Below are 25,163 nucleotides of genomic sequence, written 5' to 3' on the forward strand. Positions count from 1 at the left end.
TGATCATCACCAGTATGATGTTTATGGTTATGACGACACTTCCATTGGCAAGTTATGCAGAAAGCTCTAAAGTTGGGCAAATTTTTCAACAGCTTTCTCAAACACCTGTTGTTCGTGCCCATTTTGAGCAGCAAAAAAAGCTCACCTCGTTAAATAAAACTTTTAGCTCAAATGGACAGGTTTTATTTTCCAAAAGCCAAGGGGTGATTTGGCAGATTCAAAAGCCTGTTCAAGCGGATTTGATTGTTACCCCAAAAAAGTTGCTACAAAAAACCCAGCGAACCATGAGTCAACTTGAGATTAATAATAGTCAATATGGTTCAGTGGCGACCATGTTTTTACAGTTAATGGCAGGTGATGAAACGGCCTTAGCCAAAAATTTTAATGTGGTTGCTGCCAATTACACAACATCGGCTTGGGATGTCACATTGACCCCGAAAAGCGCGTTGTTTAAAAAATTGTTTGTCAAAGTGAATGCGCAAGGTGGACGTTATGTCAATCGTATTGTGATTACTGAACAAGCCAATAATATGACGATTATTAATTTTAGTCAGCAGACGGCTCAACCTCAAACTTTATCGGCGTCTGAGAATGCACTTTTCCAATTGGCAAAATAAACTCACTGCAATTTGGTTGATATTTTTAGTCATCATTGCGATCGGACTGGGATTTACATGGATGCAAAAAGGCATTCATATCCAGACCAATATTTTTGCTTTACTGCCAAAAGTAAAGCAGGACAAGCAGCTTGAGCAAACTGAACACTATGTCAGTGAGCAATTGAACAATAAAGTGTTCTTGGTGATTGATGCAAAATCATCTGAACAAATTGATCAAGCAACACAGATATTAAGGGCTGGTGTTCAACAGTCGAATTTGTTTAAGCCATTAAAAGCACAAGTTGATACCGAAGATTTTGCCAGAACTTTATATGCACATCATGCAGGCTTAATCAGTTCACAAGATCAAGCAATCTTAAAACAACAGGATTATGCGGCACTGACTGAACAAAGTTTGATGCAAATCATGAGCCCGGGTATGCCAATCACTGAGGGCTTACTTCAACAAGATCCATTGTTATTATTTCCACGTTATGCCATGGGGCTTGCAAGCCTGCAACAGCATTCAAATATCGAAATACAAGATGGTTTTGCCACAATTGCGGATGAGCAAGGTTATTCCCGACTATTTAATTTAGAACTTTTAAAAAGTCCTTATGATATTGAGTATCAAGAACAAACTACCCAATGGATGACTAATGTTAATCAGCAATTGAGCAAGATCGGGGTGAAACCACACTGGACTGGGACAATTGTTTTTTCGCATTTTGGTACCCAATCTGCAAAGAATGAAATTTCTACAATCGGCGTGGGTTCGAGTATCGGTGTCTTGCTTTTGGTCTGGTTTGGCTTCCGTTCCATTCGCCCGATGTTGACTGAGTTTATCGCGGTTGCCACTGGGTCAATGGTGGCTTTTGCTGTAACCCACTGGATATTTTCCGAAATACATCTGATGACTTTGGTTTTTGGTGCAAGTCTGATTGGGGTATGTGTCGATTTTTCCTTTTACTTTATGGCGATGCAATCGCAGCAACGACATCTCAATGGATTTGCCGTATTAAAGCCGATTTTACCCAGTTTGTTGATCGGGCTTTCAACCACATTGCTGGCTTATTTATTTTTAAGTTTTACGCCTTTTCCTGGCTTTAAGCAGATTGCCGTATTTTCAATGGTGGGCTTAACTGCCGCTGGAATCACCAGTCTATTATTACTACCGCGTTTACCTGCCTTAAATGCTGAACCCGCAATACGCAGATTAAGCTTTATTGGCACATGGCGTAATTATTTTTTAGCGCACGCATCAAAGCGTTATCTGCTGATTTTTGTGATCTTTGTGGTTTCAGGATCAAGTTTGCTGCTGATCAAAAGTAATGATGATGTGCGTAATTTACAAAGCATGGATCAACATTTAAAGCAGGAAGACCAATATATTCGTTCTCGTTTTGGGCAAGCGCAGGGCAGCGATTATTTTGCAATTTATGTCAATTCAGCAGAGGATCTTGCAAGGCAAGAACAACGCTTAATCCATGTGCTTTCTCAGTTAAAACAACAGGGCAAAATTGATGGATTTCAAGCAATAGGGCAAACGATTCCTTCGCTGGAACAGCAACAGCAGAATGTTGAATATCTAAAGAAAATTCCAAAATCAGTACTGGTGGAATATGCAAGCGCGATGCAACTTGATCCGAAAGATGTCCTGAGTTGGCAAGCAAGATTGTCTCAACAATCATTGTTAAATTTAGATCAGTTTGCTGCCCATCCTTTGGCATTTTTACAGGTTAATTCGCAGCAAAGATTGATTTTGATTCAAGGCATAAAAGATGTAACAGCTGTAGAGGCTTTGCAAGATCAGCAGAATAAGCTGGTTCGCCCTGTACATAATTTATCGCGCTTATTCCAAGACCATCGGATCCAAGCTGAATATCTTTTTGTCTATGCATTAATTGCCTTAGCGATCGGTTTAATGCTGATCTATGGGATTAAATCGGTGTTTGCTTTGATGGTGCCAGTGACTTTGGCGTTGATGAGCACCTTTGCATTACAGGCATGGATGGGCGTTGAGATTAATCTATTTAGTGTAATGGGGGTTTTTCTGATCTTGGGGATTGGTGTGGATTACGCCATTTTCTACCGTCAAGGGCACGATCATCCGCATGTGGTCGGGATGGCATTATTTCTCTGTATGATGTCGACTTTGTTGGGATTCGGTTTATTGGCGTTAAGCCATACCTATGCAATACATTGTTTTGGGTTAACGGTCCTTTTTGGGGTAATTTTTTCGTTTATTTATGCCACGCTGTTTACGCCGGCAGACTCAAAATTAAATCAAAATCAATTAATCAGTCAAAGAACTGAACATTAAGGTGAGTATATGAAGGGTTTAGATTTACAACAAACAGATGTCGTGATCATCGGGGCAGGACCATCGGGAAGTTCCGCAGCAGCACTGCTTCGACACAAAGGTTATCAAGTGGTGATCATTGAAAAGCAGAATTTTCCTCGCTTTTCGATCGGTGAATCACTTTTGCCACAATGTATGGTGTTTTTAGAAGAAGCTGGTTTATTAGACACAGTTCGTGAACATGTTGAAGAATATGCATTTCAATTTAAAAATGGAGCAGCATTTTTACGTGGTCATCAACGCAGCTACTACGATTTTACTCAAAAATTTAGTGAAGGTCCTGGAACGACATGGCAGATTAGACGTGCCAATTTCGACCATCTTTTAGCACAGCAAGCTGAACAATATGGGGCTGAAATTCGTTTTGGACATGAGGTTGTTGCAGTTGATGTAGAGCTTGATCATCCTGTATTAACGGTTAAAGATGAGCAGCAAAATATCTACCAAATTCAGGCTAAATTTTTACTGGATGCCAGTGGCTTTGGTCGTATTTTACCGAAACTTCTTGAGCTAGAAAGCCCTTCAAATTTTCCAGTACGCCGTGCGGTGTTTAGTCATATTGAAGATGGGATCTTGGATGATCCTGAATTTGACCGAAATAAAATCCTGATTACGGTACATGAAAAAGATCACCGTGGCTGGTATTGGTTAATTCCGTTTGCAGATGGTCGCTGTTCATTTGGGATTGTGGCTGAACAGGATTTCTTTGATCATTATGGTTATATCTCTGATGACCCTGAAGCCTTATTGGCTTTATTTAAAGATATTCTTGCAGATGAACCGAGTTTGTCGCAGGTACTGCGCAATATGAAGTTTGATACGCCAATCCGTACTTTGGTGGGCTATTCAGCAAATGTTAAAACCTTGGCACAGCGTAATTTTGCTTTGCTGGGCAATGCGGGGGAATTTTTAGATCCTGTGTTTTCATCTGGGGTGACTATTGCACTCAAGTCTTCAAGTTTGGCAGTACCTTTAGTCGATCAAGTCTTACAAGGTGGACAAGTAGACTGGTTGCAAGAATATGAAAAACCTTTGCGTAAAGGAATCAAAATATTTCGCGCTTATGTAGAAGCATGGTACGACGGTGAGTTTCAAGATGTGGTATTTTCAAAAAATCAAAATGAAAAAATCCGTCGTATGATTGCGTCATTATTGGCGGGTTATGCTTGGGATGAGGCTAATCCAATCTATCGCAATGCACGACAACGCTTAAATACCTTGGCTGAATATTGTCGTCATGATCTTGAACAGAGCAAAATACTTGAGAGCGAATAATGCAAATTTGGTTAAAAACAATGAGCATCAGTCTGTTGTTAGCGCTGGGTGCCTGTCAAAGTATGTATCCACAGCCACAAGGTCTGGTTCCTGTGGTTTGGTCTGCTGATCCAGCCTTGGCGCATTATCAGCGTCAAGATCAAGTTGAAGTTGTCTGGAAAAATCAAAGTTTTAGCTTTTTGCTCTACCAAGAACAACAGGCGAAAAACTTACAAATGTTTGCTTTAAGTTTAACTGGACAGCAACTGTTTAGACTGGATTTCGATGGTCAAAAAGTGCAGGTGCATGAAAGGATAAAACCGATGCGTTTGTTACCCTTTGATTTTGTGGTTCGAGATATTCTATTTGCAACTTATCCTGATTTTGCAAAAAATCATTTAGAAAATGTTAAAGTGAAACAGGGCATTGATCAGACTGAAATTGAGATCGATCAAAAAAATGTTTTAACGATAAAAACGCGTGCTGATCATATTGAGCTGGATAACCTGCAAGTTCCTTATCAAATGATCTTTAGCCCTGTGGAAAATACTTTAAAAGACAATTCATTAGAGCAAAATGAAGTGGAAGATCTGCAAAAAAATGACAAAAAAGATTGATTTAAACCATCCCGCTGTAGGCATTCATTGTTCAGCCAGTTTATCAGCTTTAGGTGATCATCCTGAGCAGGTCAAGGCACAATTGACCTCATTGGAAAACAGTTTAACCCTGAATAAATCTTTGATTTTTGATCAGCCCGTATGGGTGGGTGCTTATGCACATCCGTTATGTAGCGATATTCCAGTTGTGCTACAAAACTATGACTCGCGTAATTTACGTTTTGCTTTAACTGCGCTTGCACAATGTGAATCTGAGTTACGTGACTATGTGGCTAAGTTTGATAAAAAACGACTTGCGATCATTGTTGGGACTTCAACTTCGGGTATTTCGGACAATGAACCCTTATTAAAAGCTTACTTTCAAGGCCAAACTGAAACCGTGATTCAACAGCAAAAGCAGGAAATGGGTAATCTCGCCAAAGCTTTGCAAATCTATTTGGGCTGGGACGGTCTTGCGTATACGATTTCTACAGCCTGTTCTTCAAGTGCCAAAGCTTTTGCCAGTGGGCAACGTTTGCTTAATGCAGGGCTTGCCGATGCTGTATTGGTGGGTGGCGTAGATACCCTCGCTAAACTGACCTTAAATGGTTTTAATAGCTTGGAAAATTTGAGTGCAGGTATCTGTAGCCCATGTGGATATCAGCGTGATGGGATCAATATTGGTGAGGCCGCAAGCTTGTTTTTACTCAGTAAAGAACGAGCACCGGTCATGTTGATTTCTGCGGGGGAATCTATGGACGCATGGCATATTTCTGCACCGCATCCAGAAGGCAAAGGTGCTGCAACTGCAATGCAAAAAGCACTGGATCAGGCACAGTTAAAAGCTTCAGATATTCAATACCTTAATTTGCATGGCACCGCAACCACGCACAATGATGATATGGAAATTAAAGCAGTCCGACAGGTCTTTCAGGACTATGCTGTTCCATTAAGTAGCACTAAGCATAAAACCGGACATTGCTTGGGTGCTGCGGGTGCGTTGGAAGCCTATATTTGTACGCAAGTGCTTAAAGATCAAAACTGGTTACCCCTTCATCAAAATGGCATGATTGACCCTGAATTGGATGATCAGCATTACGTTGAACAGGATGATTTAACTCAAACTGCTCAATCTGATCCTGTGCGTTTTGTGATGAGTAATTCATTTGCCTTTGGCGGTAGTAATGTCAGCCTTATTTTTGGAACTGAAATCAGATGAGTTTAGATGCTATTCAATTTATTCCGCATGAAAAACCGATGGTTTTTGTTGATCAACTGCTTGAGTTAGGTGAGAATTTTGCACTTGCCAACCTAACCATTACACCTGAATTGATGTTTAGTGATGAACATGGTTTGCCGACTTGGAGTACTATTGAACTCATGGCACAAACGATTAGTGCCTTTGCTGGTGCAAAAGGACAAAAAATGGGGCAAACGCCACAAATTGGTTATTTGCTCGGAACACGCAAATTAAATTTACCTTTGGCTTATTTTGAATTTGGTAAAACATTGACCATTCGAGCTGAACAACAATATTTACATGAAGGCTTGGCACAATTCTCTTGTGAAATAAGCTATGAAGAACATAAAATTAGCGCAGTTTTAAGTGTTTATGAACCACCTGTGAAAGCTGAGCAATAAGTAGGAATTAAGTGTGTCGAGAAGAATATTAGTGACGGGATCTAGTCGAGGAATTGGTAAAGCAATTGCTTTAACTTTAGCAAAATCTGGCTTTGATGTGGTGGTGCATGCACGTTCTAGACGTGCAGATGCTGAGCAAGTGGTCGCTGAAATCCAAGCGTTGGGGCAAAACAGTTATGCGCTACTTTTTGATGTCACCCAACGTGAAAATACCCGACAGATACTGGAACAAGATATCGAGCTTCATGGTGCATTTTATGGTGTAGTGCTAAATGCAGGTTTAACCCATGATGGCGCATTTCCAGCTTTAACCGACAATGACTGGGATGAAGTAATTTCGACCTCATTGGATGGTTTTTATAATGTATTAAAACCTTTAGTGATGCCGATGATTCGCCTAAAACAAGGCGGGCGTATTGTGACGCTTTCTTCTGTTTCCGGCATTATGGGTAATCGTGGTCAAGTCAATTATAGTGCGGCAAAAGCGGGATTAATTGGTGCGACCAAAGCTTTGGCTTTAGAACTGGCAAAAAGAAAAATTACCGTGAATTGCGTTGCACCGGGGCTGATTGAAACGGAAATGGTCACAGAAGAAGTAAAAGAACATGCTTTAAAAATGATTCCCTTACAACGTATGGGACAGGTCGATGAAGTGGCGCATACCGTGAACTTTCTCTGCTCTGATCACGCAAGCTATATTACTCGGCAAGTGATTTCGGTGAATGGGGGATTGATTTAATGAAACGTGTTGTTGTGACGGGAATGTCGGGAATCACCTCACTGGGTGAAACGGCAGATGAAATTTTTGCCCAATTCCAAGCATCAAAAAATGGCATTCGTGTGATGCCAGATTGGGAAATTTATACCGATTTACGTTGTAAAATTGCAGGCCCAGTAGAACACTTTGAGGTACCCAAACATTTTAATCGTAAAGTGACACGAGGTATGGGACGAGTTGCATTGATGTCGGTGATTTGTGCTGAAAAAGCATTGGCAGATGCAGGCTTGATCGATCATCCTATTTTGAAAAGTGGCGATGCTGGCGTTGCTTTTGGCTCTTCTGCGGGAAGTGTCGATGCGGTCAAAGAGTTTGGGAAAATGCTCATAGACAACGACATGAGCCGTTTAAATGCGACCACGTATATTCGCATGATGTCACATACCAGCGCTGTGAATATGACGGTTTATTTTGGTTTAAAAGGTTTAACCTTACCCACATCAAGTGCCTGCACTTCAGGTTCAATGGCCATCGGACAGGCGTTTGAAGCGATTAAACTAGGTAAACAAACGCTGATGCTTGCGGGTGGTGCTGAGGAGCTCAGTGCGACAGGTTCAGCTGTATTCGATGTGTTATTAGCCACCAGCGGGATGAACGACACACCTGAAAAAACACCACGCCCATTTGATAAAAATCGTGATGGTTTGGTGATTGGTGAAGGTGCTGGCTGTTTAGTGCTAGAAGAATATGAACATGCACTGGCACGTGGTGCAACGATCTATGCAGAAGTCATCGGTTATGCCAGTAATACCGATGGTGAGCATGTCACTCGCCCAAATTCAGAAATGATGGAAAGATGCATGCGCATGGCACTCAAAGATGCCGAAATTTCTGCGCAAGAGATTGATTATATCAATGCGCATGGGACTTCGACAGATCAAGGCGATGTTGCCGAAACTCAAGCTACTGCACGTATATTTGGTAAAAAACCGATCAGTTCATTAAAAAGTTATTTTGGACATACCCTAGGCGCATGTGGTGCAATCGAAGCTTGGTTGAGTATAGAAATGCTGCAACGCCAACAGTTTATCCATACTTTAAATTTGGATGAAATTGACCCATTATGTGGTGATTTGGATTATATCGTGCAAGAGCCACGAGAGATGAATGCAAAAATCATCATGACCAATAATTTTGCATTTGGAGGGATCAACACCTCCATTATTTTAAAACATACTTAAAAGAGGAAAAAACGATGTCATTTAAACACTTGGTTGTTGCTTCAACTTTATGCTTTGGTGGAATCGTCTCTGCACAGGCTGCGGACACTGTTCATAATCTCAATTTTAAAGCAGCTGTAGATCAAGCTGTGGCTGATGGATTTTTAGATGGATCGGTAAAATTTTATCTTGCTGGGACTAAATCTGGCGGTCAAGTTTTAGAAAAGGCGGTTGTCAGCAATAAAAAAACCAATGGTTTTGGAAAGTCTGCGGAAAAGGCTTGTGATCATGTATTACGTTCAGCATTAATCCAGTTGCAAAGTGCGGCAAAGGACAAAGGTGCTAACGCGGTGACCAATATTGTGAGCTATTTCAAAGCAAATGAATCAAAAAACACCACCACATATCAATGTTATAAAGGTACAGCACTTGCGAGTGTGGCTTTAAAAGGCGATATCGTTAAATTCTAAGCGGTAAACATGAGCCAATGTCTAGTAATCTTTTAGAATATGAGATGGACATTGGCTCATACTTTTGAATCTATTAAAAAATGATCATGTTGAGTGAATCATATTGCTTTTCAAAGTTCCTTCTCCCCTTGGGCATTGGTATCTACACATCTTTTTGTAGAGACTCTAATGCAATTTCAGCAATCAGCTTAAGGTCATCCACCGAATGTTCAGATAATAATTGTAGTGTATTCAGTAATATTGACAGACCAGCCAAAATTGCAGGAGCACTTTCCCTTGTTCCTCTTTTTTGTTGCCTTCCTGATAGACGTGTTAGAAAGACTCTAACTCTTGAATTTTTCTCATCATTTTCTCGCTGTATTCTCCAAGTTAACACACATGCCATACTTGCAATTAAGAGTCGTCTTAATATCGCTTGCGGAGTTGTTTGTAGCCATGACTCAATGTCATGGCCCGCCTGTTTTAACAACTTAAAATAGTTTTCTATTTTCCAACGCCAATAATACCAAGTTGCCAATTCTATACTTGGAATTTCTGATGATACATTACTTAATAAGCTCCAACGAGAAAGTGATTTTCCTTGCTTATTTTTAACTTCAACTACAATCAGTCGAACGGTTAATGACTTTCCCTTTTGTGGTGGAACTCTTTTTCCCGTTTCGTCTTTTTGCATTGGTCTTGCATTACGCGTAATACTGATTTGAGTTTCACCAACATAGAGTTGTTCGCAATTCCCTTTATATTGAATTGTATGGGTTTGTGAGGTCGGTATTTGGTCTGATACGTCTCTTAACTTAACATCTTCTCCTTGATATTCAACACGATTTCCTTCTTTACCTCGAATAAGAAATAAATGTTCTTGTTGATTCAATAATCTAAGATGAGCAATTGAATCTCCTTCACGATCAATAATATGTACGAGTTTCTTTTCTATTGGTAAAGACTCAATATGTTCGATTTGTTCACATAGTGCATTTAAGTGGGTTTCTTTTATTTTATGCCCATCAGTAAATGTTGAATAACGTCCAGTAGCATCACATAAAGTTTGATCTAATGGTGCAATGGGTAAACCCGTTTCAGCATCAATTAATAAACTGCTTTGTAATTCATAGCCTTTGTCACTTGCATGTGTTCTTTTGAATCTATTTAACTTGTTGTTATGTTTGAAATATTGTAGTTGAGACCAATCATGAGCAACTAAGGCATAGTGGTGATTCGATAGAGCGATTTGTTCAAACGCAAGTTTTTGAAGAGGCTGATTGAGTTGTTGAAATGAAACGTTTTCGTTATTTAAGAAACGCCAAACTGCTTGGGTTGTAGCAAAGCTAGTCTTTTGGGTAGAGGCAATATCTTTAAGCGCTGGGGCTAATGAAGCAAGTGGATTCATATTAAGTTTTACAAGACGTCCGTAGCGTTTAACTAATCGGTTATCTAAGTGTGGAATGTTAAATTGGAGAGCATGCTCTCCAATTTAACTTAAATAGATTTAATTGTGTAGATACCTATGCCCCTTGGGAGAAGGCTAGGATGAGGGTGCTTTTATGTTGACTTAATCTAGTACAAAACTTGGTTTTAAAAAAACATATGAAGCAAGCCTATTCTTGGATCTATTCTAAAAATAATATTTAACGATTAAAAATTTCATTAGCCTATTCATTTAAATGTCCCGTGCATTGTGCCGAAATGTTTTTGATTTGTGCCGTATCCAGTTCTAAGTTATCCCATTTACACATTTGTTGAATAATCCATTCAAAATCATCTGGTTTAGGTCGGTCCTGTGTCCCAAAAGAGCGAATAATATTTTGTATTTTATGAAACGCATAGGTATGCACCAAATGTGAACAGTTGAAGCGGATAATGTCGCTGTCTTCCAACATGTGCCATATGGGTTGTAGTGATTGCAAGGTGCTTAAATCATGCTGTGCTTGCTGAATCGCCGTCTGCAATGCATTTAAGGTATTCGGATGTTTGTTTGCCCATTCATGGGTGGTCGCCAAAACTTTATCCGCGACTTCAGGAATAATCTGTTTACTCTCAGCAATCACATAACTATAACCTTCAATCTGCGCTTGGATATTCCAAGGTTCACCGACACAGAACCCATCAATCAGTTGTGATGAAATCGCATCCACCATATAGGAAGGGGGCAGTGTGGAGGGTTGATATTTTTTTGCCAAATCTGGGTCTGCCAAAGCCAACCATTCTCTTAAACAATAATGGTGGATGGACTGTTTAAACACATGAGCCAGTTGTATTTTATCGCCTTGTTTTAAGGCTTGAACCACTTTCACTGCTGACGCTTGCGCAGTATCTTGCGTGTGAATTTTTAACTCATAACACAATTTTTGACTCAAGCTGATAAATGCGCGATTGGTACTCAACACCAATGCGGTCTGTAAGGGAATACCCAGTTGATCATTACCTGTTGCAGCAGCGGGAAGCATGGCAGAAAGACAATGTGCGGCATCTAAAATACCAAAAGCTAAACGGTCACGTAGACTGGCCCATGAAGGCTCTTTTACCAACGTAACATTCAGACCTTGCTCGGTAAAATAGCCTTGATGGTGTGCCCAAAGTATTGCAGTGCAATCCAATAAAGGAATATAGCCTAATTGAATGTCTGTGGTTTCAAGTGTATGCATTGTTTATTCCTTGAAATTAGCTTGGAGCAAGGCTTGGGCGTCGATTAACTTTCTTGCCATTTCCCCCATGGTGATACGGTGACTCATGGCATTTTTTCGTAACAAACTGAAGGCTTGTTCTTCTTCAATTTGATGCATCTGCATCAGCATCACTTTGGCTTTTTCAATATCTTTTCGGTCTGCCAGTTTGCATTTGGTTTCATTGAGATCTTTTAATAGTTTTTTATGTTTTTTAAATTGTTCAATTGAAATTTCTAAAATACTTTCCAGTTTTTCTGGATCAATACCATCGACAATATAGGCGGTTACACCCGCTTCAATGGCACTTTTGATGGTGTCTTTTTGCGAGTTTTTAGTGAAAAGCACAGTGGGCAAATCAAACTGACTGACACAACTTTCAATAATATCTCGTTGTGGATGGTCCATATCCAGCAAAATTACATCGGCATGTAATTGTTGAAGATCGGTACTGTTTAAATGGTCAATCATCAGACATGCGACCACCTCGAAACCATGTTCGATCAAAGAGGATTTGATAAAAGATGCCCGCTCTATATCATCATCGATCAGGGCAATTCTTAATTTTGGCATGTCGCTACTCAAGTATGTCCTGACATGAACTTTCAGCATATAAGCAATTTAGATGCCAATATCTCTGGTTAAAATTGCTGTTTAAAGCATAACCGCAGGATGTTAAAGAAAAGTGATGCACTTTATTGACGCAATTTGCTTCCTAAACATGCAGTTTTATGGCTTACATTTTAGATGCACTGATCAACAGTGTGACGTTTTATTGTGCAATCTAGGTACGATCATTTAATCATAAGTACTGAGTATTCAAGCAAAATAAAACCATAAACAGTCAAAAATATAAAGTTGGCATGAACCATGCATATATTTAATCAAGTCAAAGAAGACTTTCAAAATTTGTAAGACGGCCAACGACGTCCGTTCTGATCGTTACTGATATGCCTTGTGCATAACAGCAACTTATATACGTTCAGTTCAGGAGATCGAAGCTATGTCTTCAAATTTAGATGCGAAAAAAGCAACAAAGATTCATCTTTTCAATTTTAGCAGCGCAGCAATGCGGGCCTTCCATATGAGTTGGCTCGCCTTTTTTGTCTGTTTCTTTGCATGGTTTGCCTGTGCGCCGTTAATGCCTGTGATTGCAGGTGAATTCCATCTGACTAAAGATCAAATTGCCAATATCAATATTGCCGCGGTGGCCATCACGATTTTAGTCCGTCTGATCGTGGGTCCCTTATGCGATAAATACGGTCCTCGTAAAACCTATACCGCATTACTGATTATCGGCAGTATCCCTGTATTTGGTGTGGCATCTGCCAATAGCTATGAATCCTTTCTATTTTTCCGTCTATTGATTGGTGCAATTGGTGCCAGCTTTGTCATCACGCAATATCACACCAGTATTATGTTTGCGCCAAATGTGGTGGGAACTGCAAATGCAACCACCGCAGGTTGGGGCAATGCGGGCGGTGGCGCAACTCAAGCCTTGATGCCATTGATGCTTGCCGCACTGGTGATGTTTGGGGTTGAACAAGCCATGGGTTGGAGAATTGCACTGATTGTACCTGGTGTGCTGATGTTAATCGTCGGTGCAATGTACTGGAAGTTTACGCAAGATTGCCCACAAGGTGATTTTAAAGAACTTCGTGCACAAGGTCTGCATGTGGGTAGTGATAAAAAAGGTGGTATGGCGATTTTACTGCATGCTGCAAAAAACTATCGTGTTTGGATTCTGTTCGGTGCTTATGCAGCTTGTTTTGGTATCGAAATTTTTATTCACAACATTGTCGCAATGTACTACGTGGATCATTTCAAATTTGGTTTAAAAGAAGCGGGTATGGCCGCAGGGATTTTTGGTTTACTGGCACTGTTTGCTCGTGCACTTGGCGGTATTGTTTCAGACAAGGTGGCGACTAAAAAAGGTCTCGATGGTCGTACTAAAGTATTGTTTGCCATGATCCTGTTAGAAGGCGTATTTCTGATTGTCTTTTCACAAATGAATACCGCAATTCTGGCGATTCTGGTCATGACCGTATTTGCTTTATTTACCCATATGGCTTGCGGTGCGACCTATGCACTGGTTCCATTTATTGATCGCGATGCTTTGGGTGGTGTGGCTGGCATTATCGGGGCAGGCGGTAATGTTGGTGCTGTTGCTGCAGGTTTCTTATTAAAAGGCATGTTGGATATTCAAACGACGTTGATGGTTTTAGGTGGTTTGGTGGTGATTGCTGCAAGTTGTGTATTGATGATCCGTTTCTCGGTTGAACATAAAGAGAAAGAGCAAAAGTTATTTGAAGCTGCAGTGCTTGAGCGAAATAGCATGGAACAAAATGCTGTAAGTCTTAAACAAAACAGTGCGACTTAATTGAATAACAACAGCAAGAATTAAGGAGAATCGATATGAAATTAGTGATGATTGGTCATGGAATGGTTGGGCACAAATTTATTGAATCTGTGCTGGAACATGCAGGTGATGAAGTTGAAATCACGATTTTGGCAGAAGAGCCCCGTTTAGCCTATGACCGTGTGCATTTGACCGAATATTTTACAGGCAAGTCTGCCAAAGATTTAACCCTCTGTCGTGCTGACTTTGCCGATGCGTATGGTATCGACCTGCGCTTAAACACCAAAGCCACGGATATAGATACCCGCAATAAATGCATCACCACCAATCATGGCGATGTGATTGGCTATGACAAATTGGTGCTTGCGACGGGTTCCTATGCTTTTGTTCCGCCAATTTCAGGTCACGACCGCAGCAACTGTTTTGTTTACCGTACCATTGATGACTTGGATGCGATTCGGGCAGCGAGTTTATCGGCAAAATCTGGTGTGGTCATTGGCGGTGGTTTACTGGGTTTGGAAGCTGCCAAAGCGCTTCGTGATTTAGACTTGGAAACCCATGTTGTTGAATTTGCACCCCGTTTAATGGCAGTACAAATTGATGATTTGGGCGGAAAAGTTTTACGCGCCAAAATTGAAAATTTAGGTGTGAAAGTCCATACCCAAAAGGCCACATCGGCTATAGAAGACGGGGTGAATAGCACCCATGTGATGAAGTTTGCAGATGGTTCAGAACTTGAAACAGATATTATTTTATTTTCCGCAGGGATTCGCCCACGTGATGAATTGGCGCGCCAAAGTGGTTTAGCTTTAGGTGAACGTGGCGGTATCGTGATCAATGATTACTGCCAAACCTCAGATGCAGACATTTATGCAATTGGTGAATGTGCCTTATGGAACAATAAAATTTATGGTTTAGTGGCGCCCGGCTATGACATGGCAAGGATTGCGGCAAAGCATGTGATGCAACAAAGTTGCCCTACATTTTCTGGCGCAGACATGAGCACCAAGCTAAAACTGATGGGTGTCGATGTGGCATCGGTAGGTGATGCGCATGCCATGACTGCAAATGCATTGAGCTATTTCTATGCCGATGAAGATGCAATGGTCTATAAAAAGATCGTGGTCAATGCAGAGAAAACCCAATTACTAGGTGCGGTACTGGTCGGTTGTGCCAAAGAATATAACGACTTATTGCAAATGATGCTCAATGGGCTGGCTATACCTGAAAATCCAGAAAGTTTAATCATGCCGGGCTATGCACAATCTTCAGCAAAAGCGGGAGGTAGTGGTGTTGATTTATTGCCAGACAGTGCCACGATTTGTTCATGTAATAACGTGTCTAAAGCAGATATTTGTAGTGCAATTGCAGAGGGTTCGACCTCATTAGGTGCGTTAAAAAAATGTACCAAAGCCGCAACCGCATGTGGTGGATGTGCACCCTTAGTGACCCAAGTTTTAAAATCTGAATTACAACGCCAAGGGGTAACAGTCAATAATCATCTTTGTGAACACTTTGCTTACTCACGCCAAGAGTTGTATCACTTGGTACGGGTCAATGAAATTAAAACCTTTGATGATTTGATTCAACAACATGGGCATGGTTTAGGTTGTGATATTTGCAAACCGACAGCGGCCAATATCTTGGCATCTTGCTGGAATGACTTTGTTCTCACCGCAAATCATGCTGGGTTGCAAGACAGTAATGACTACTATCTAGGCAATATTCAAAAAGATGGTTCGTATTCTGTTGTACCACGTATGGCAGGCGGTGAAGTGACGCCAGATGGTTTGATTGCAGTCGGTCAGATTGCCAAAGAATATGGTTTATATACCAAGCTAACCGGTGGGCAACGGGTAGATTTGTTTGGAGCACAAGTTCATCAATTGCCAGAAATTTGGGAAAAGCTGATCAATGCTGGTTTTGAGTCTGGTCATGCCTATGGCAAGTCATTACGTACCGTTAAATCTTGTGTTGGGAGCACATGGTGTCGTTATGGTGTCGATGACTCGGTCGGTTTAGCCATCTTCCTTGAAAATCGCTACAAAGGTTTACGTTCCCCACATAAATTAAAAATGGCAGTTTCGGGCTGTACCCGTGAGTGTGCCGAAGCACAAAGCAAAGATGTTGGGGTGATTGCCACTGAAAAAGGCTGGAACTTATATGTTTGTGGCAATGGGGGAATGAAACCTCGCCATGCAGAACTTTTAGCTTCTGACCTAGATACGCAAACTTTAATTCAATATATCGACCGCTTTTTTATGTTCTATATCCAAACAGCGGATCGTTTACAACGGACTTCAGTATGGCGTGACAATATGGAAGGTGGTTTGGACTATCTTAAAGATGTTGTTGTACATGATTCCTTAGGGGTTGCTGCTGAACTTGAACGTCGAATGAGCCATGTGGTGGGCACTTATCAGGACGAATGGCGCACTGCGGTGGAAGATCCTGAAGTACGTAAACGTTTTGTGACCTTTATTAATGCCAAAGCTGAGCAACAGCAAGATCCACATATTCAGTTTGCCAAAGTCCGTGGGCAAATTCGCCCAAAAACTGAATCAGAACGTGATCAGAGCCGTATTCCTGTAGTTGAAGCATAAGGTTGAAGCATAAGCATATGAACACTTGCTTTATTGGCCTTATTCCACAGCTTAAAAACAAGTCTCGTGGAAGATCTGATCAACGTTGTTAAAAGGATAAATACAATGACCATTTTAAAAGATATGAATGAACTCGATTGGCTCGATATTTGTGCATTGCAAGACATTACGCCCAATACAGGTGTAGGCGCATTACTGGGACAACAACAAGTGGCTATTTTTCGGGTAGGCAGTGAAAAGCGTGTATATGCGCTGAGCAACCAAGACCCATTTAGTAAAGCCTTTGTCATGTCACGTGGAATTATTGGTGATTTACAAGGTGAACGCGTAGTTGCATCACCGATTTATAAGCAACATTTTAGTTTAGCAACAGGCCGTTGTTTAGAAGACAAAGATCAAAAATTATTGGTTTTTCCAAGCAAAATTGAAAATGGTCGGGTTTGGGTCAGTCCAACCCCACAAAAAACTTATATCACCAATAATGGTACGGCTCAGGAAAAAATCAATTTAGTTCTGGTCGGGAACGGATTGGCAGGCATGCGTTGCTTGGAAGATTTGCTTGATATGGCACCTGATCGTTACGACGTGACGGTGATTGGTGAGGAGCCTTGGGGTAACTATAACCGGATTATGCTGTCGCCTGTCTTATCAGGGGATAAAACCATTGACGACATTATGCTACACCCACATTCATGGTATGCCGATAAAAATATTCGCTTTATTGCGGGTGATGCTGCGGTACGTATTGACCGTCCCCGTAAGCAAGTCTATACCGAAAAAGGTGTGGTGGTGAGCTATGACCGTTTGATTTTAGCAACGGGTTCAAAACCCTTTATTCCACCAGTCAAAGGCTCAGATTTGGATGGCGTGTTGAGCTTTCGTGATATTTATGATGTCAATAATATGCTCGACTACTGCAAATCTAAAAACAATGCCGTGGTGATTGGTGGTGGTCTATTGGGGCTAGAAGCCGCATATGGTTTAAAGCAACGTGGTATGAATGTGACGGTTTTGCATTTGATGGATCGCATTATGGATCGCCAACTTGATGCTAAAGCCAGTCAAATGTTGAAAACAGCAATTGAGCAAAAGGGCATTCCGATCATCACAGAAGCCAATACAGAAGAATTACTCGGTGAAAATGGTCATGTCACCCAGGTTCGGTTAAAAGATGGCACGCTTTTAGATGCAGATCTGGTGGTTTTTGCCGTGGGTATTCGCCCAAATATGGCTTTGGCACAAAGTGCAGGTTTACGCTGTAATCGCGGTGTGTTGGTCAATGACACCATGCAAACCTATGATCCAAGTATTTATGCAGTGGGTGAATGTATTGAGCATCGTAACCAAACTTTTGGTTTGGTCGAACCTTTATGGGGTCAAGCCTTTATTTGTGCATCACATTTGGCCGAACACGGCAGTTTGACCTTTAAAGCACCGACTGTTCCAACCCAGTTAAAAGTCAGTGGTTGTGATGTTTTTTCAGCAGGCCGCATTGATTTAGAAAACAGTCAACCTCTAGAAGATTTCGAAGACATTATTCTGAATGATGAAAAACGTCAAATCTACAAACGCATTATTATTCAAAAGGATAAAGTCGTTGGTGCGGTACTGTTTGGTGATACAGAGGATGGCACTTGGTACGCTGAATTGATTGCTGATCAAACCCCAATTTCTTCGATTCGCAATAAATTGTTATTTGGTCGGGATTTTGCATTAAAAAAAGCAGGCTGATTTATATCGCTTAACCCCCTTCATCTTAACAGGAGGGGGCGATTAAAAATGAAAGCCATATTTAAGTGAATGTATAGCATTGAGGAGCACAGCAGCAATGAATAGTATCCCTTTAGTGGAACTGCCGAGCTCCACAGAACATAAGATCACAAGCACACAAACCACTTGTCCTTACTGTGGTGTAGGCTGTGGTGTCACAGCAACAGTGCAAGACACCACGCTAGGACCAAAAGTGTCTGTGCTTGGCGATGTCAATCATCCCTCGAATTACGGAAAACTGTGTATTAAAGGCAGTAATTTAGCCGATACGCTGGGGTTGGGCACACGTGTTTTACATCCGATGCTTGGGCGTCATCCCCATCAGCAAATCACAGATTGGGATAGCGCAACAGATTTAATTGCCAATAAATTCCAACACTATATCGAGCAATATGGTCGTGACAGTATCGCATTTTATGTTTCGGGTCAGTTGTTGACGGAAGACTATTATGTGGTAAATAAATTCGTTAAAGGCTATTTGGGCACAGCCAATATCGATACCAATTCAAGATTGTGTATGTCTTCGGCGGTTGCCGCACATAAGCGTGCTTTTGGTGAGGATCTAGTACCTGCAAGTTATGATGATTTTGAACATACTGACATGGTGATTTTGGTCGGTTCAAATACAGCATGGTGTCATCCCGTGATGTATCAACGCATCATGAAAGCCAAAGAATTAAGACAACAAAAGCAAAGTGATTTATTTGTGGTGGTGATAGATCCACGCTTTACTGCCACATGTGAAGCAGCTGATTTACATTTGCCTATTCTGATTGGTCAAGATGTTTGCTTGTTTAATGGGCTATTACAATATTTATATCAACAGGGTTATGCCGATAGCGCATTTGTTGAGGCACATACACAAGGGCTAGATACGGCACTAAAAAGTTCGCAAGCTGAAACAGATATCCAAGATGTTGCAGTGAAAACAGGAATTTCGCTAGAAAAACTCCAGCTCTTTTTTGAAAAGTTTGCCCAAACTGAAAAAGTCATGACCCTATTTTCAATGGGGGTAAACCAGTCTTCACGTGGTGTGGACAAAGCCAATAGCATCATTAATTGTCATTTGTTGACGGGTAAAATTGGAAAGTTGGGCGCAGCACCGTTCTCTATGACAGGACAACCCAATGCAATGGGCGGGCGTGAAGTGGGTGGACTTGCCAATATGCTGGCAGCACACATGGACTTAGATAATCAACAACATCAACAGCTTGTGCAAAGTTTTTGGAACAGTCCAAGCATTGCCAAACACGTTGGATTAAAAGCCGTTGATCTTTTTGAAGCAGTGGAAAGTGGCAAGATTAAAGCCATTTGGATTATGGCGACCAATCCGGTGGTCAGCCTACCCAATGCCGATCAGGTCAAACGTGCTTTAAACAGTTGTGAGTTTGTTGTGGTCTCTGATATTTGCAAAGATACCGACACCACTCAGTTTGCCGATGTGCTCTTACCTGCATTGGGCTGGGGGGAAAAGGATGGTACGGTCACCAATTCAGAACGCCGTATTTCACGACAACGTGCTTTTTTAGACCCACCTGAGCAGGCCAAAGCGGATTGGTGGGCTGTGGCACAAGTGGCTAAAAAGCTTGGATTTACTGGCTTTGATTTTGCAAATAGCCACGAGATTTTTAAAGAACATGCATTGTTATCTGCGTATCAAAATGCAGAGATTAATGCGCGATCAAATGCACAAAGCTTTCGTTACTTCAATTTACAAGGTTTAACTGATCTTTCATTGGATGAATATGATCAATTGGCGCCCATTCAATGGCCAGTGATCATGCGCAATCAGGCTGAGCATGCATTCGCACAATTGTTTTCACAGGGGCAGTTTAGCCATGCAGATGGCAAAGCTAAATTTATTGCCACGCTGGCGATAGATCCAGTCCATCAAAGCACTGCTGAATATCCTTTAATTCTCAATACAGGACGGATTCGAGATCAGTGGCACACCATGACCCGCACAGGTTTATCTGCCAATTTAAGCACCCATAAAGCAGAACCCTTTTGTGAAATTCACCCCAATGATGCATTGAAATATGGCTTGAAAGAAGGCGAATTGGTCGAAATCAAATCGGCTTGGGGCAATTGTGTCTTGCGTGCTGTACTCAGTGACAATATCCGCCGTGGACAAATTTTCGCCCCGATTCATTGGAATGATCAATTTGCTTCGGATGCCCGTATTGGCAAAGTGGTCAATCCTGTGGTGGATGCAATTTCAGGCGAGCCGGAATTCAAACATACCCCTGTGCTGATTCAGCCATTTTATACCCAGTGGCAAGGGGTATTTTATGTCCGTGAAGGGTATGAGCACATTGTTAAAAATAGCATCGAAAATACGGTGTGGTGGACAAAAATTCAGACCGCCAAAGCAGTACGCTATGAATTGGCGGATCGTCGTCGTTTTACCCAAACTACCCAACATCTCAAACAACTTTTACCCTTTGAGGATGAAAGTTTTGAGTGGTTGAACTTGGAAGATCAAACTGCACACATCAGCCATAGTGTGGTGTTAAAAGAAGGTCGCCTTATTGCAAGTTTATATATCGCACCCAAAGCCTTATTGCCTGATCGTGATTGGGTTGCCAGTTTATTTAAACGTGATCGTTTAAGTGCGATGCATCGTAAAGCCTTACTTGCTGGACAAGCCATGTCGATGGGCAATAGTGAAGGACCATTGGTATGTAGTTGCTTTAAGGTGGGCAAAAATCGAATTATTCAAACCATTAAAGAAAACAATATTAATCATGAAAAACAAGTGACTGCATGTCTAAAAGCAGGCGGTAATTGTGGTTCATGTCTACCTGAAATTCGCGGATTGATTAAAGCCTGTCAAGCGGAGCTTACACAATGAAAAGAATTATAAAACCCAAGAAAGCCAAGCAATATCCACAAACTGATCTTGTCATTCTTGCGGGTGGTCAGGCAAGCCGTATGAATGGAATCAATAAACTGTTACAGAAATTTGATGATCAGATCCAATTGATTAAGATTCATCAACAATTAAAAAATCGAGTCGCGCAGATTTGGGTCAATAGCCACCGTGATTATTCAATTTATCAAAAACTTATTCCCAGTTTGTATTGCTATCAGGATGATGAAAAAGGCTTTTATGGTCCGCTGATGGGAATAAAAAGTGCATGGTCTTATGTGACATCTGACTATGTACTTTTTGTGCCCTGTGATGTGACATTTATTCCGCCTGAGGTTATTGAAAGCTTACATATGGCTTTAGCGGGTCATCCCTTAGCACAAGTGGCTTATGTCAATATCAATGGCAAAGCCTTATATCCATTTTGTTTGTTAAAGCGCAGTGCTTTAAATCAAATCTGCACTCATCTTGAACAAGGACAACGCAGTTTAAAGGCATGTTTTTCTGATTTGCACGCTCAGGAAGCGTTATTTGAAAATCATGCACTGTTTTTTCACAGCATTAATTCTTTGGACGAATTACAGCAATATCAACAGCTCAAGTTTTTACATTGATTGGCTTGGTTTGGACTCGTTTTTTACAAATCTCTATTTTTGAGAAAATTCAAGCAGGTTTTAGCTGAAGCACATTGGTGAATGATCAAAGTTGGAACACTTTTTGCAATTTCAAGATCAATAAAATAGCGCAGATTTTAAGTTAAAAAATTCTTGAACTTAAACCATGCTTGGGATGTATAGATGAATGCAATGACACAATACGAAGTGGGTACGGCTTTTGTCGATCAATATGGTCGTAGCAAGCGTAAACTCCGAATTTCAGTGACAGATCGCTGTAATTTTAAGTGTGTCTATTGTATGCCCGAACATCCTGAATGGATGAAAAAACACGATTTACTCAGTTTTGAAGAACTTTATGTGTTTTGTGAGTTTATGGTGCGACATGGCATTGAACAGATTCGGATCACTGGTGGTGAGCCGTTAATGCGTCAAGGTGTGGTGCACTTTATTGATGAGCTACAAAAATTAAGAAAGCTGGGGCTCAAACGTATTTCAATGACCAGCAATGCACACTATCTTAAACAATACGCAAGCCAGTTAAAACAAGCGGGTTTAGATGACTTGAATATCAGTCTGGATAGTCTAGATCCAGCACAATTTAAGGCACTGACTCAAAAAGAACTACATCCCGTGTTAGAGGGCATTGTCGCAGCACAACAAGCAGGCTTTAAGATCAAGATCAATGCTGTATTGATCAAAGGCATCAATGATGATCAGATTTTGCCCTTAGCACACTGGTCGATTCAACACCATTTTACCGTGCGATTTATTGAATTTATGCCTTTGGATGGTGCTGGTCTTTGGTCGCAAACTAATATTGTCAGTGAGCAAGAAATTTTAGCTCAATTACAGCAGGACTTTGTTGTCACTTTACAGCAAGGACAGTCTTCCGAGCCTGCACGACAGTATTTTATTGATGGTTATCCGATTGGCATCATTTCGACCATTACCAATTCATTTTGTGGCACATGTGACCGTGTACGCCTAACTGCACAAGGTGATTTTTATAATTGTCTATTTGCGCCAAAGGGGATCAGCCTCAAAGCGCAAATTAAGGCATTGAATCAGAATTTAGCTGTTTTAGAGCCTCTCCAATTAGCACAAATCAGTTCACCAAATGCAGCTGTATATTCGCCAATAACATTAGAGTCGCCACAGTATAGACAATTACAAGATACTTTGTCAGATTATATTTGGCAGAAAAAACAAGGCTTTGATGAGATTTATCAACAGCCAAAATCAAAACATTCATCATCTCGAAAAATCAGTATGTACATGATTGGAGGTTAATATGTCAGATCAATTTACCATTCCAAATACACCAGACTCGGCAAACATTGCCAATCAATTCAAAGATATCCAGCAGCACATGACTGTAAAAATTGAATGCTTTGGTGCAATTGAACGTTTACTGCCGAGCGATTTAACCCTGCAATGTGAGTCTGAAATGATGCTTTCGGATGTTTTGGATTATGTGGTACGCGCTTATCCACATGCAGGAAACATGCTTGAGCGTTGTGCATGTGCAATAGGCGAAGACATTATCCCACGTCAGACCTTATTAACATCGGATAGTACTGTGGTTTTACTGTCACCTGTTGCGGGAGGTTGATATGCATACATTTGAACAGATGCTTAAACAATTCAACAGAATTCAGGATACCCCTTTAAGCCAAGACAGTTTTGATCCGATTCAAGACTTTCCTGCATGTGGTGGGATTGGCATCTTTATTGGAACAGTACGTAATCACCATGAAGGCAAAGCAGTCAAAGCATTGAAATATACCGCCTATGCGCCTGTTTCAGAAAAAATGATTCGTCAAATTGAACAAGAAATTCAACAAAAATTTACGGTGGCTTATGTACGAGTTATTCATCGTATTGGTGCTTTAAACATCGGTGAAAAAGCCATTATTGCGATTGCTTATGCAGCGCATCGCCGTGAAGCATTTGCAGCCTGTGAAGAAGCGGTAGAACGGGTAAAACATGAGGTTCCCGTATGGAAAGAAGAATTTTATTTGGATGGCACGAGCCAATATGTTGCGGGTTGTTGTATTCGAAAAGATGATATGGAGCAAGATCTGTCAATACAACAGGATTCATCTAGCCAACATGCTTGTAAACATGAACATGGCGCTTCTGATGACCATTTATCTCAGCACAATCACCCTCAACATTCTTTAGTAGATCATTTCACATCTGTACATTTAGGACACACGCATTCAGAACACAGCAGTCAACAACAGGATCATGAACGAGAACAGCAAGGGTTGTTGAGTAAACAGTGTGAACAGACAATTTATCAATGGCATATGTAAAACATATTTAGCAACTTGGTAAAGTGTCCTCTTCACAAAGTATATTTTGCCATGTAAAAGATGTTGTTATTTGAACAGATGCTAAATCACTTGGCGTAAATCTCGTGCTGTTTCTTGCAGTAACGGCAAGATATGCGTAATTAAATAATCTTTGGTGGTGCGTATAGTGGGGGAGACAATATTGAGTGCGGCAACAACAACCGCATTTGAGTCATAAATCGGAACTGCCACAGCATGCACCCCCAATTCGTGCTCTTCACAGGAATAACACCAGTCTTGTTCTTTAATCTCATGCAGTAGTTCTATAAAGGCAGCACTTTCTGTATGGGTGTATTTAGTGAAACGCTTTAATGGATATTGGGTCAGCCACTGCTTTTGTTCTTCGACATTTAAATGCGCCAATAAAATTTTCCCCGCAGAGGTTGCATGCGCAGCCAGACGATTGCCTAAATGTAAGCCATAGGGATTAACTCGGTCTGTTTGTTGGTGCGCAGCACTACGTGCAATGGTAATTGCTTCATAACCATCTAGCACCATCACGGAATAAATCAGCGAGGTTTGGTTGGTCAATAAATTTAATAAGGGTTGGCAAATTTTAGGTAAAGGGGAGCCATCTAAATAAGCGCCAGAGAACTTGAGAATTTTCGGGGTTAAATAATAATAATGTCCGTCAAAGTCTAAATAGCCTAAGTATTCTAATGTCAGTAAATGGCGACGCGCTGCTGCACGGGTCATTCCGGTTTTCTCAGCTGCCGTGCTGATGTTAAAACGATGCCGTTCAGGTCCAAAACATTCCAAAATCGCTAAACCTTTTGCAATCCCTGCAATAAAATCTTCATGGCGAATAATCTTTTTATTTTCAGTATGATGAATAAATCGGGTGGTTTTTTTCTGTTCATTGTCCATAACGCAGATCCTTATTTTAAATCAGATTCCGTAAAATTATTTTAAACCGAAAGTAGACTGTTTTAGTGGGATAAAGTTCGATCATCGAACATAAAAAATAATGATCGAACAAAACATCCCTTCAAGCCTAGAAGTAAATACAAAATTTATCAAGAATGAAGATAAGAAATCCGAACAAAACACTCAACTTATGTTTCA

General features: G+C 40.9%; 20 protein-coding genes and 1 pseudogene. 17 read left to right on the plus strand and 4 right to left on the minus strand.

Features of this window, described 5'->3' with window-relative positions:
• Nucleotides 1-14 precede the first annotated feature (14 nt).
• From MTO68_RS06355 to MTO68_RS06395, 9 genes are read left to right on the plus strand one after another with little or no spacing between them, the layout of a single operon-like run.
• Nucleotides 15-617: an outer membrane lipoprotein carrier protein LolA gene (locus MTO68_RS06355; RefSeq protein WP_244015956.1), complete on the plus strand. Its 603-nt coding sequence runs from the start codon at nucleotides 15-17 to the stop codon at nucleotides 615-617.
• Complete coding sequence (locus tag MTO68_RS06360; protein WP_244015392.1) at nucleotides 592-2,922, plus strand: hypothetical protein; 2,331 nt, start codon at nucleotides 592-594, stop codon at nucleotides 2,920-2,922. Before MTO68_RS06355 ends, MTO68_RS06360 begins: the two co-directional genes overlap by 26 nt.
• Nucleotides 2,923-2,931: 9 nt before the next feature.
• Nucleotides 2,932-4,236, plus strand: coding sequence for an NAD(P)/FAD-dependent oxidoreductase (locus MTO68_RS06365; RefSeq protein ID WP_244015393.1), 1,305 nt, complete (start codon nucleotides 2,932-2,934; stop codon nucleotides 4,234-4,236).
• Nucleotides 4,236-4,832 carry a DUF3261 domain-containing protein gene (locus MTO68_RS06370; protein ID WP_244015394.1) on the plus strand — a complete coding sequence of 199 codons (597 nt, stop codon included), beginning with the start codon at nucleotides 4,236-4,238 and terminating at the stop codon, nucleotides 4,830-4,832. The genes MTO68_RS06365 and MTO68_RS06370 overlap by 1 nt, the downstream gene beginning before the upstream one ends.
• Nucleotides 4,816-6,030, plus strand: coding sequence for a beta-ketoacyl-[acyl-carrier-protein] synthase family protein (locus tag MTO68_RS06375; RefSeq protein WP_244015395.1), 1,215 nt, complete (start codon nucleotides 4,816-4,818; stop codon nucleotides 6,028-6,030). The genes MTO68_RS06370 and MTO68_RS06375 overlap by 17 nt, the downstream gene beginning before the upstream one ends.
• Nucleotides 6,027-6,452, plus strand: coding sequence for a 3-hydroxylacyl-ACP dehydratase (locus MTO68_RS06380; protein ID WP_166783370.1), 426 nt, complete (start codon nucleotides 6,027-6,029; stop codon nucleotides 6,450-6,452). The genes MTO68_RS06375 and MTO68_RS06380 overlap by 4 nt, the downstream gene beginning before the upstream one ends.
• A 13-nt stretch (nucleotides 6,453-6,465) precedes the next feature.
• The gene (locus tag MTO68_RS06385; RefSeq protein ID WP_004819879.1) at nucleotides 6,466-7,191 is read left to right on the plus strand and encodes a 3-ketoacyl-ACP reductase FabG2; all 726 of its coding nucleotides are present in this window, start codon (nucleotides 6,466-6,468) and stop codon (nucleotides 7,189-7,191) included.
• Nucleotides 7,191-8,411, plus strand: a complete 1,221-nt coding sequence (locus MTO68_RS06390; RefSeq protein ID WP_244015396.1) for a beta-ketoacyl-ACP synthase — start codon at nucleotides 7,191-7,193, stop codon at nucleotides 8,409-8,411. The genes MTO68_RS06385 and MTO68_RS06390 overlap by 1 nt, the downstream gene beginning before the upstream one ends.
• A 14-nt stretch (nucleotides 8,412-8,425) precedes the next feature.
• The gene (locus MTO68_RS06395) at nucleotides 8,426-8,860 is read left to right on the plus strand and encodes a hypothetical protein (protein ID WP_004722173.1); all 435 of its coding nucleotides are present in this window, start codon (nucleotides 8,426-8,428) and stop codon (nucleotides 8,858-8,860) included.
• A gap of 142 nt (nucleotides 8,861-9,002) precedes the next feature.
• On the opposite strand, the gene MTO68_RS06400 is transcribed toward MTO68_RS06395, so the two are convergent.
• The 3 genes from MTO68_RS06400 to MTO68_RS06410 form a co-directional block, all read right to left on the minus strand.
• Nucleotides 9,003-10,247 carry a transposase gene (locus MTO68_RS06400; RefSeq protein WP_034611715.1) on the minus strand — a complete coding sequence of 415 codons (1,245 nt, stop codon included), beginning with the start codon at nucleotides 10,245-10,247 and terminating at the stop codon, nucleotides 9,003-9,005.
• 262 nt (nucleotides 10,248-10,509) lie between these two features.
• Nucleotides 10,510-11,502 carry an ABC transporter substrate-binding protein gene (locus tag MTO68_RS06405; protein ID WP_244015397.1) on the minus strand — a complete coding sequence of 331 codons (993 nt, stop codon included), beginning with the start codon at nucleotides 11,500-11,502 and terminating at the stop codon, nucleotides 10,510-10,512.
• Nucleotides 11,503-11,505: 3 nt separating this feature from the next.
• Nucleotides 11,506-12,093 (minus strand): ANTAR domain-containing protein, encoded by a 588-nt coding sequence (locus tag MTO68_RS06410; RefSeq protein ID WP_151802799.1) that lies wholly within the window; start codon nucleotides 12,091-12,093, stop codon nucleotides 11,506-11,508.
• 430 nt (nucleotides 12,094-12,523) lie between these two features.
• Between MTO68_RS06410 and MTO68_RS06415 the strand changes: the two genes are divergently transcribed.
• The 8 genes and pseudogenes from MTO68_RS06415 to MTO68_RS23145 all read left to right on the plus strand — a co-directional run.
• The gene (locus tag MTO68_RS06415) at nucleotides 12,524-13,900 is read left to right on the plus strand and encodes an MFS transporter (RefSeq protein WP_004819891.1); all 1,377 of its coding nucleotides are present in this window, start codon (nucleotides 12,524-12,526) and stop codon (nucleotides 13,898-13,900) included.
• A 35-nt stretch (nucleotides 13,901-13,935) separates the two neighbouring features.
• Nucleotides 13,936-16,482: a nitrite reductase large subunit NirB gene (gene nirB / locus MTO68_RS06420; RefSeq protein ID WP_244015398.1), complete on the plus strand. Its 2,547-nt coding sequence runs from the start codon at nucleotides 13,936-13,938 to the stop codon at nucleotides 16,480-16,482.
• Nucleotides 16,483-16,587: 105 nt separating this feature from the next.
• Nucleotides 16,588-18,213 (plus strand): nitrite reductase small subunit NirD, encoded by a 1,626-nt coding sequence (nirD, locus tag MTO68_RS06425; RefSeq protein ID WP_034613957.1) that lies wholly within the window; start codon nucleotides 16,588-16,590, stop codon nucleotides 18,211-18,213.
• A gap of 97 nt (nucleotides 18,214-18,310) precedes the next feature.
• The gene (locus MTO68_RS06430; protein ID WP_244015399.1) at nucleotides 18,311-21,106 is read left to right on the plus strand and encodes a nitrate reductase; all 2,796 of its coding nucleotides are present in this window, start codon (nucleotides 18,311-18,313) and stop codon (nucleotides 21,104-21,106) included.
• Nucleotides 21,103-21,738, plus strand: coding sequence for an NTP transferase domain-containing protein (locus MTO68_RS06435; RefSeq protein ID WP_244015400.1), 636 nt, complete (start codon nucleotides 21,103-21,105; stop codon nucleotides 21,736-21,738). Before MTO68_RS06430 ends, MTO68_RS06435 begins: the two co-directional genes overlap by 4 nt.
• A 183-nt stretch (nucleotides 21,739-21,921) precedes the next feature.
• Nucleotides 21,922-23,031, plus strand: a complete 1,110-nt coding sequence (gene moaA, locus MTO68_RS06440; protein WP_244015401.1) for a GTP 3',8-cyclase MoaA — start codon at nucleotides 21,922-21,924, stop codon at nucleotides 23,029-23,031.
• 79 nt (nucleotides 23,032-23,110) lie between these two features.
• The gene (locus MTO68_RS06445; protein ID WP_034614026.1) at nucleotides 23,111-23,353 is read left to right on the plus strand and encodes a MoaD/ThiS family protein; all 243 of its coding nucleotides are present in this window, start codon (nucleotides 23,111-23,113) and stop codon (nucleotides 23,351-23,353) included.
• Between the two features lie 19 nt (nucleotides 23,354-23,372).
• A pseudogene (locus tag MTO68_RS23145) lies at nucleotides 23,373-23,807 on the plus strand (molybdenum cofactor biosynthesis protein MoaE); the annotation flags it as partial.
• 333 nt (nucleotides 23,808-24,140) lie between these two features.
• On the opposite strand, the gene pcaU reads toward MTO68_RS23145, so the two are convergent.
• Entirely contained in the window at nucleotides 24,141-24,965 is an 825-nt protein-coding gene (gene pcaU / locus MTO68_RS06455) for an IclR family transcriptional regulator PcaU (RefSeq protein ID WP_239046158.1), read from the minus strand.
• Between the last annotated feature and the right edge of the window lie 198 nt (nucleotides 24,966-25,163).

The sequence above is a fragment of the Acinetobacter sp. NyZ410 genome (assembly GCF_022828975.1).
Lineage (GTDB): Bacteria > Pseudomonadota > Gammaproteobacteria > Pseudomonadales > Moraxellaceae > Acinetobacter > Acinetobacter guillouiae.

Coding starts and splice junctions, on each gene's coding strand:
- MTO68_RS06410 (WP_151802799.1), bottom strand. CDS start 12,093: ATGCCAAAATTAAGAATTGCCCTGATCGATGATGATATAGAGCGGGCA.
- nirD (WP_034613957.1), top strand. CDS start 16,588: ATGACCATTTTAAAAGATATGAATGAACTCGATTGGCTCGATATTTGT.
- MTO68_RS06375 (WP_244015395.1), top strand. CDS start 4,816: ATGACAAAAAAGATTGATTTAAACCATCCCGCTGTAGGCATTCATTGT.
- MTO68_RS06435 (WP_244015400.1), top strand. CDS start 21,103: ATGAAAAGAATTATAAAACCCAAGAAAGCCAAGCAATATCCACAAACT.
- nirB (WP_244015398.1), top strand. CDS start 13,936: ATGAAATTAGTGATGATTGGTCATGGAATGGTTGGGCACAAATTTATT.
- MTO68_RS06390 (WP_244015396.1), top strand. CDS start 7,191: ATGAAACGTGTTGTTGTGACGGGAATGTCGGGAATCACCTCACTGGGT.
- MTO68_RS06360 (WP_244015392.1), top strand. CDS start 592: ATGCACTTTTCCAATTGGCAAAATAAACTCACTGCAATTTGGTTGATA.
- MTO68_RS06370 (WP_244015394.1), top strand. CDS start 4,236: ATGCAAATTTGGTTAAAAACAATGAGCATCAGTCTGTTGTTAGCGCTG.
- MTO68_RS06380 (WP_166783370.1), top strand. CDS start 6,027: ATGAGTTTAGATGCTATTCAATTTATTCCGCATGAAAAACCGATGGTT.
- MTO68_RS06405 (WP_244015397.1), bottom strand. CDS start 11,502: ATGCATACACTTGAAACCACAGACATTCAATTAGGCTATATTCCTTTA.
- MTO68_RS06365 (WP_244015393.1), top strand. CDS start 2,932: ATGAAGGGTTTAGATTTACAACAAACAGATGTCGTGATCATCGGGGCA.
- moaA (WP_244015401.1), top strand. CDS start 21,922: ATGAATGCAATGACACAATACGAAGTGGGTACGGCTTTTGTCGATCAA.
- MTO68_RS06430 (WP_244015399.1), top strand. CDS start 18,311: ATGAATAGTATCCCTTTAGTGGAACTGCCGAGCTCCACAGAACATAAG.
- pcaU (WP_239046158.1), bottom strand. CDS start 24,965: ATGGACAATGAACAGAAAAAAACCACCCGATTTATTCATCATACTGAA.
- MTO68_RS06395 (WP_004722173.1), top strand. CDS start 8,426: ATGTCATTTAAACACTTGGTTGTTGCTTCAACTTTATGCTTTGGTGGA.
- MTO68_RS06445 (WP_034614026.1), top strand. CDS start 23,111: ATGACTGTAAAAATTGAATGCTTTGGTGCAATTGAACGTTTACTGCCG.
- MTO68_RS06400 (WP_034611715.1), bottom strand. CDS start 10,247: ATGAATCCACTTGCTTCATTAGCCCCAGCGCTTAAAGATATTGCCTCT.
- MTO68_RS06415 (WP_004819891.1), top strand. CDS start 12,524: ATGTCTTCAAATTTAGATGCGAAAAAAGCAACAAAGATTCATCTTTTC.
- MTO68_RS06355 (WP_244015956.1), top strand. CDS start 15: ATGATGTTTATGGTTATGACGACACTTCCATTGGCAAGTTATGCAGAA.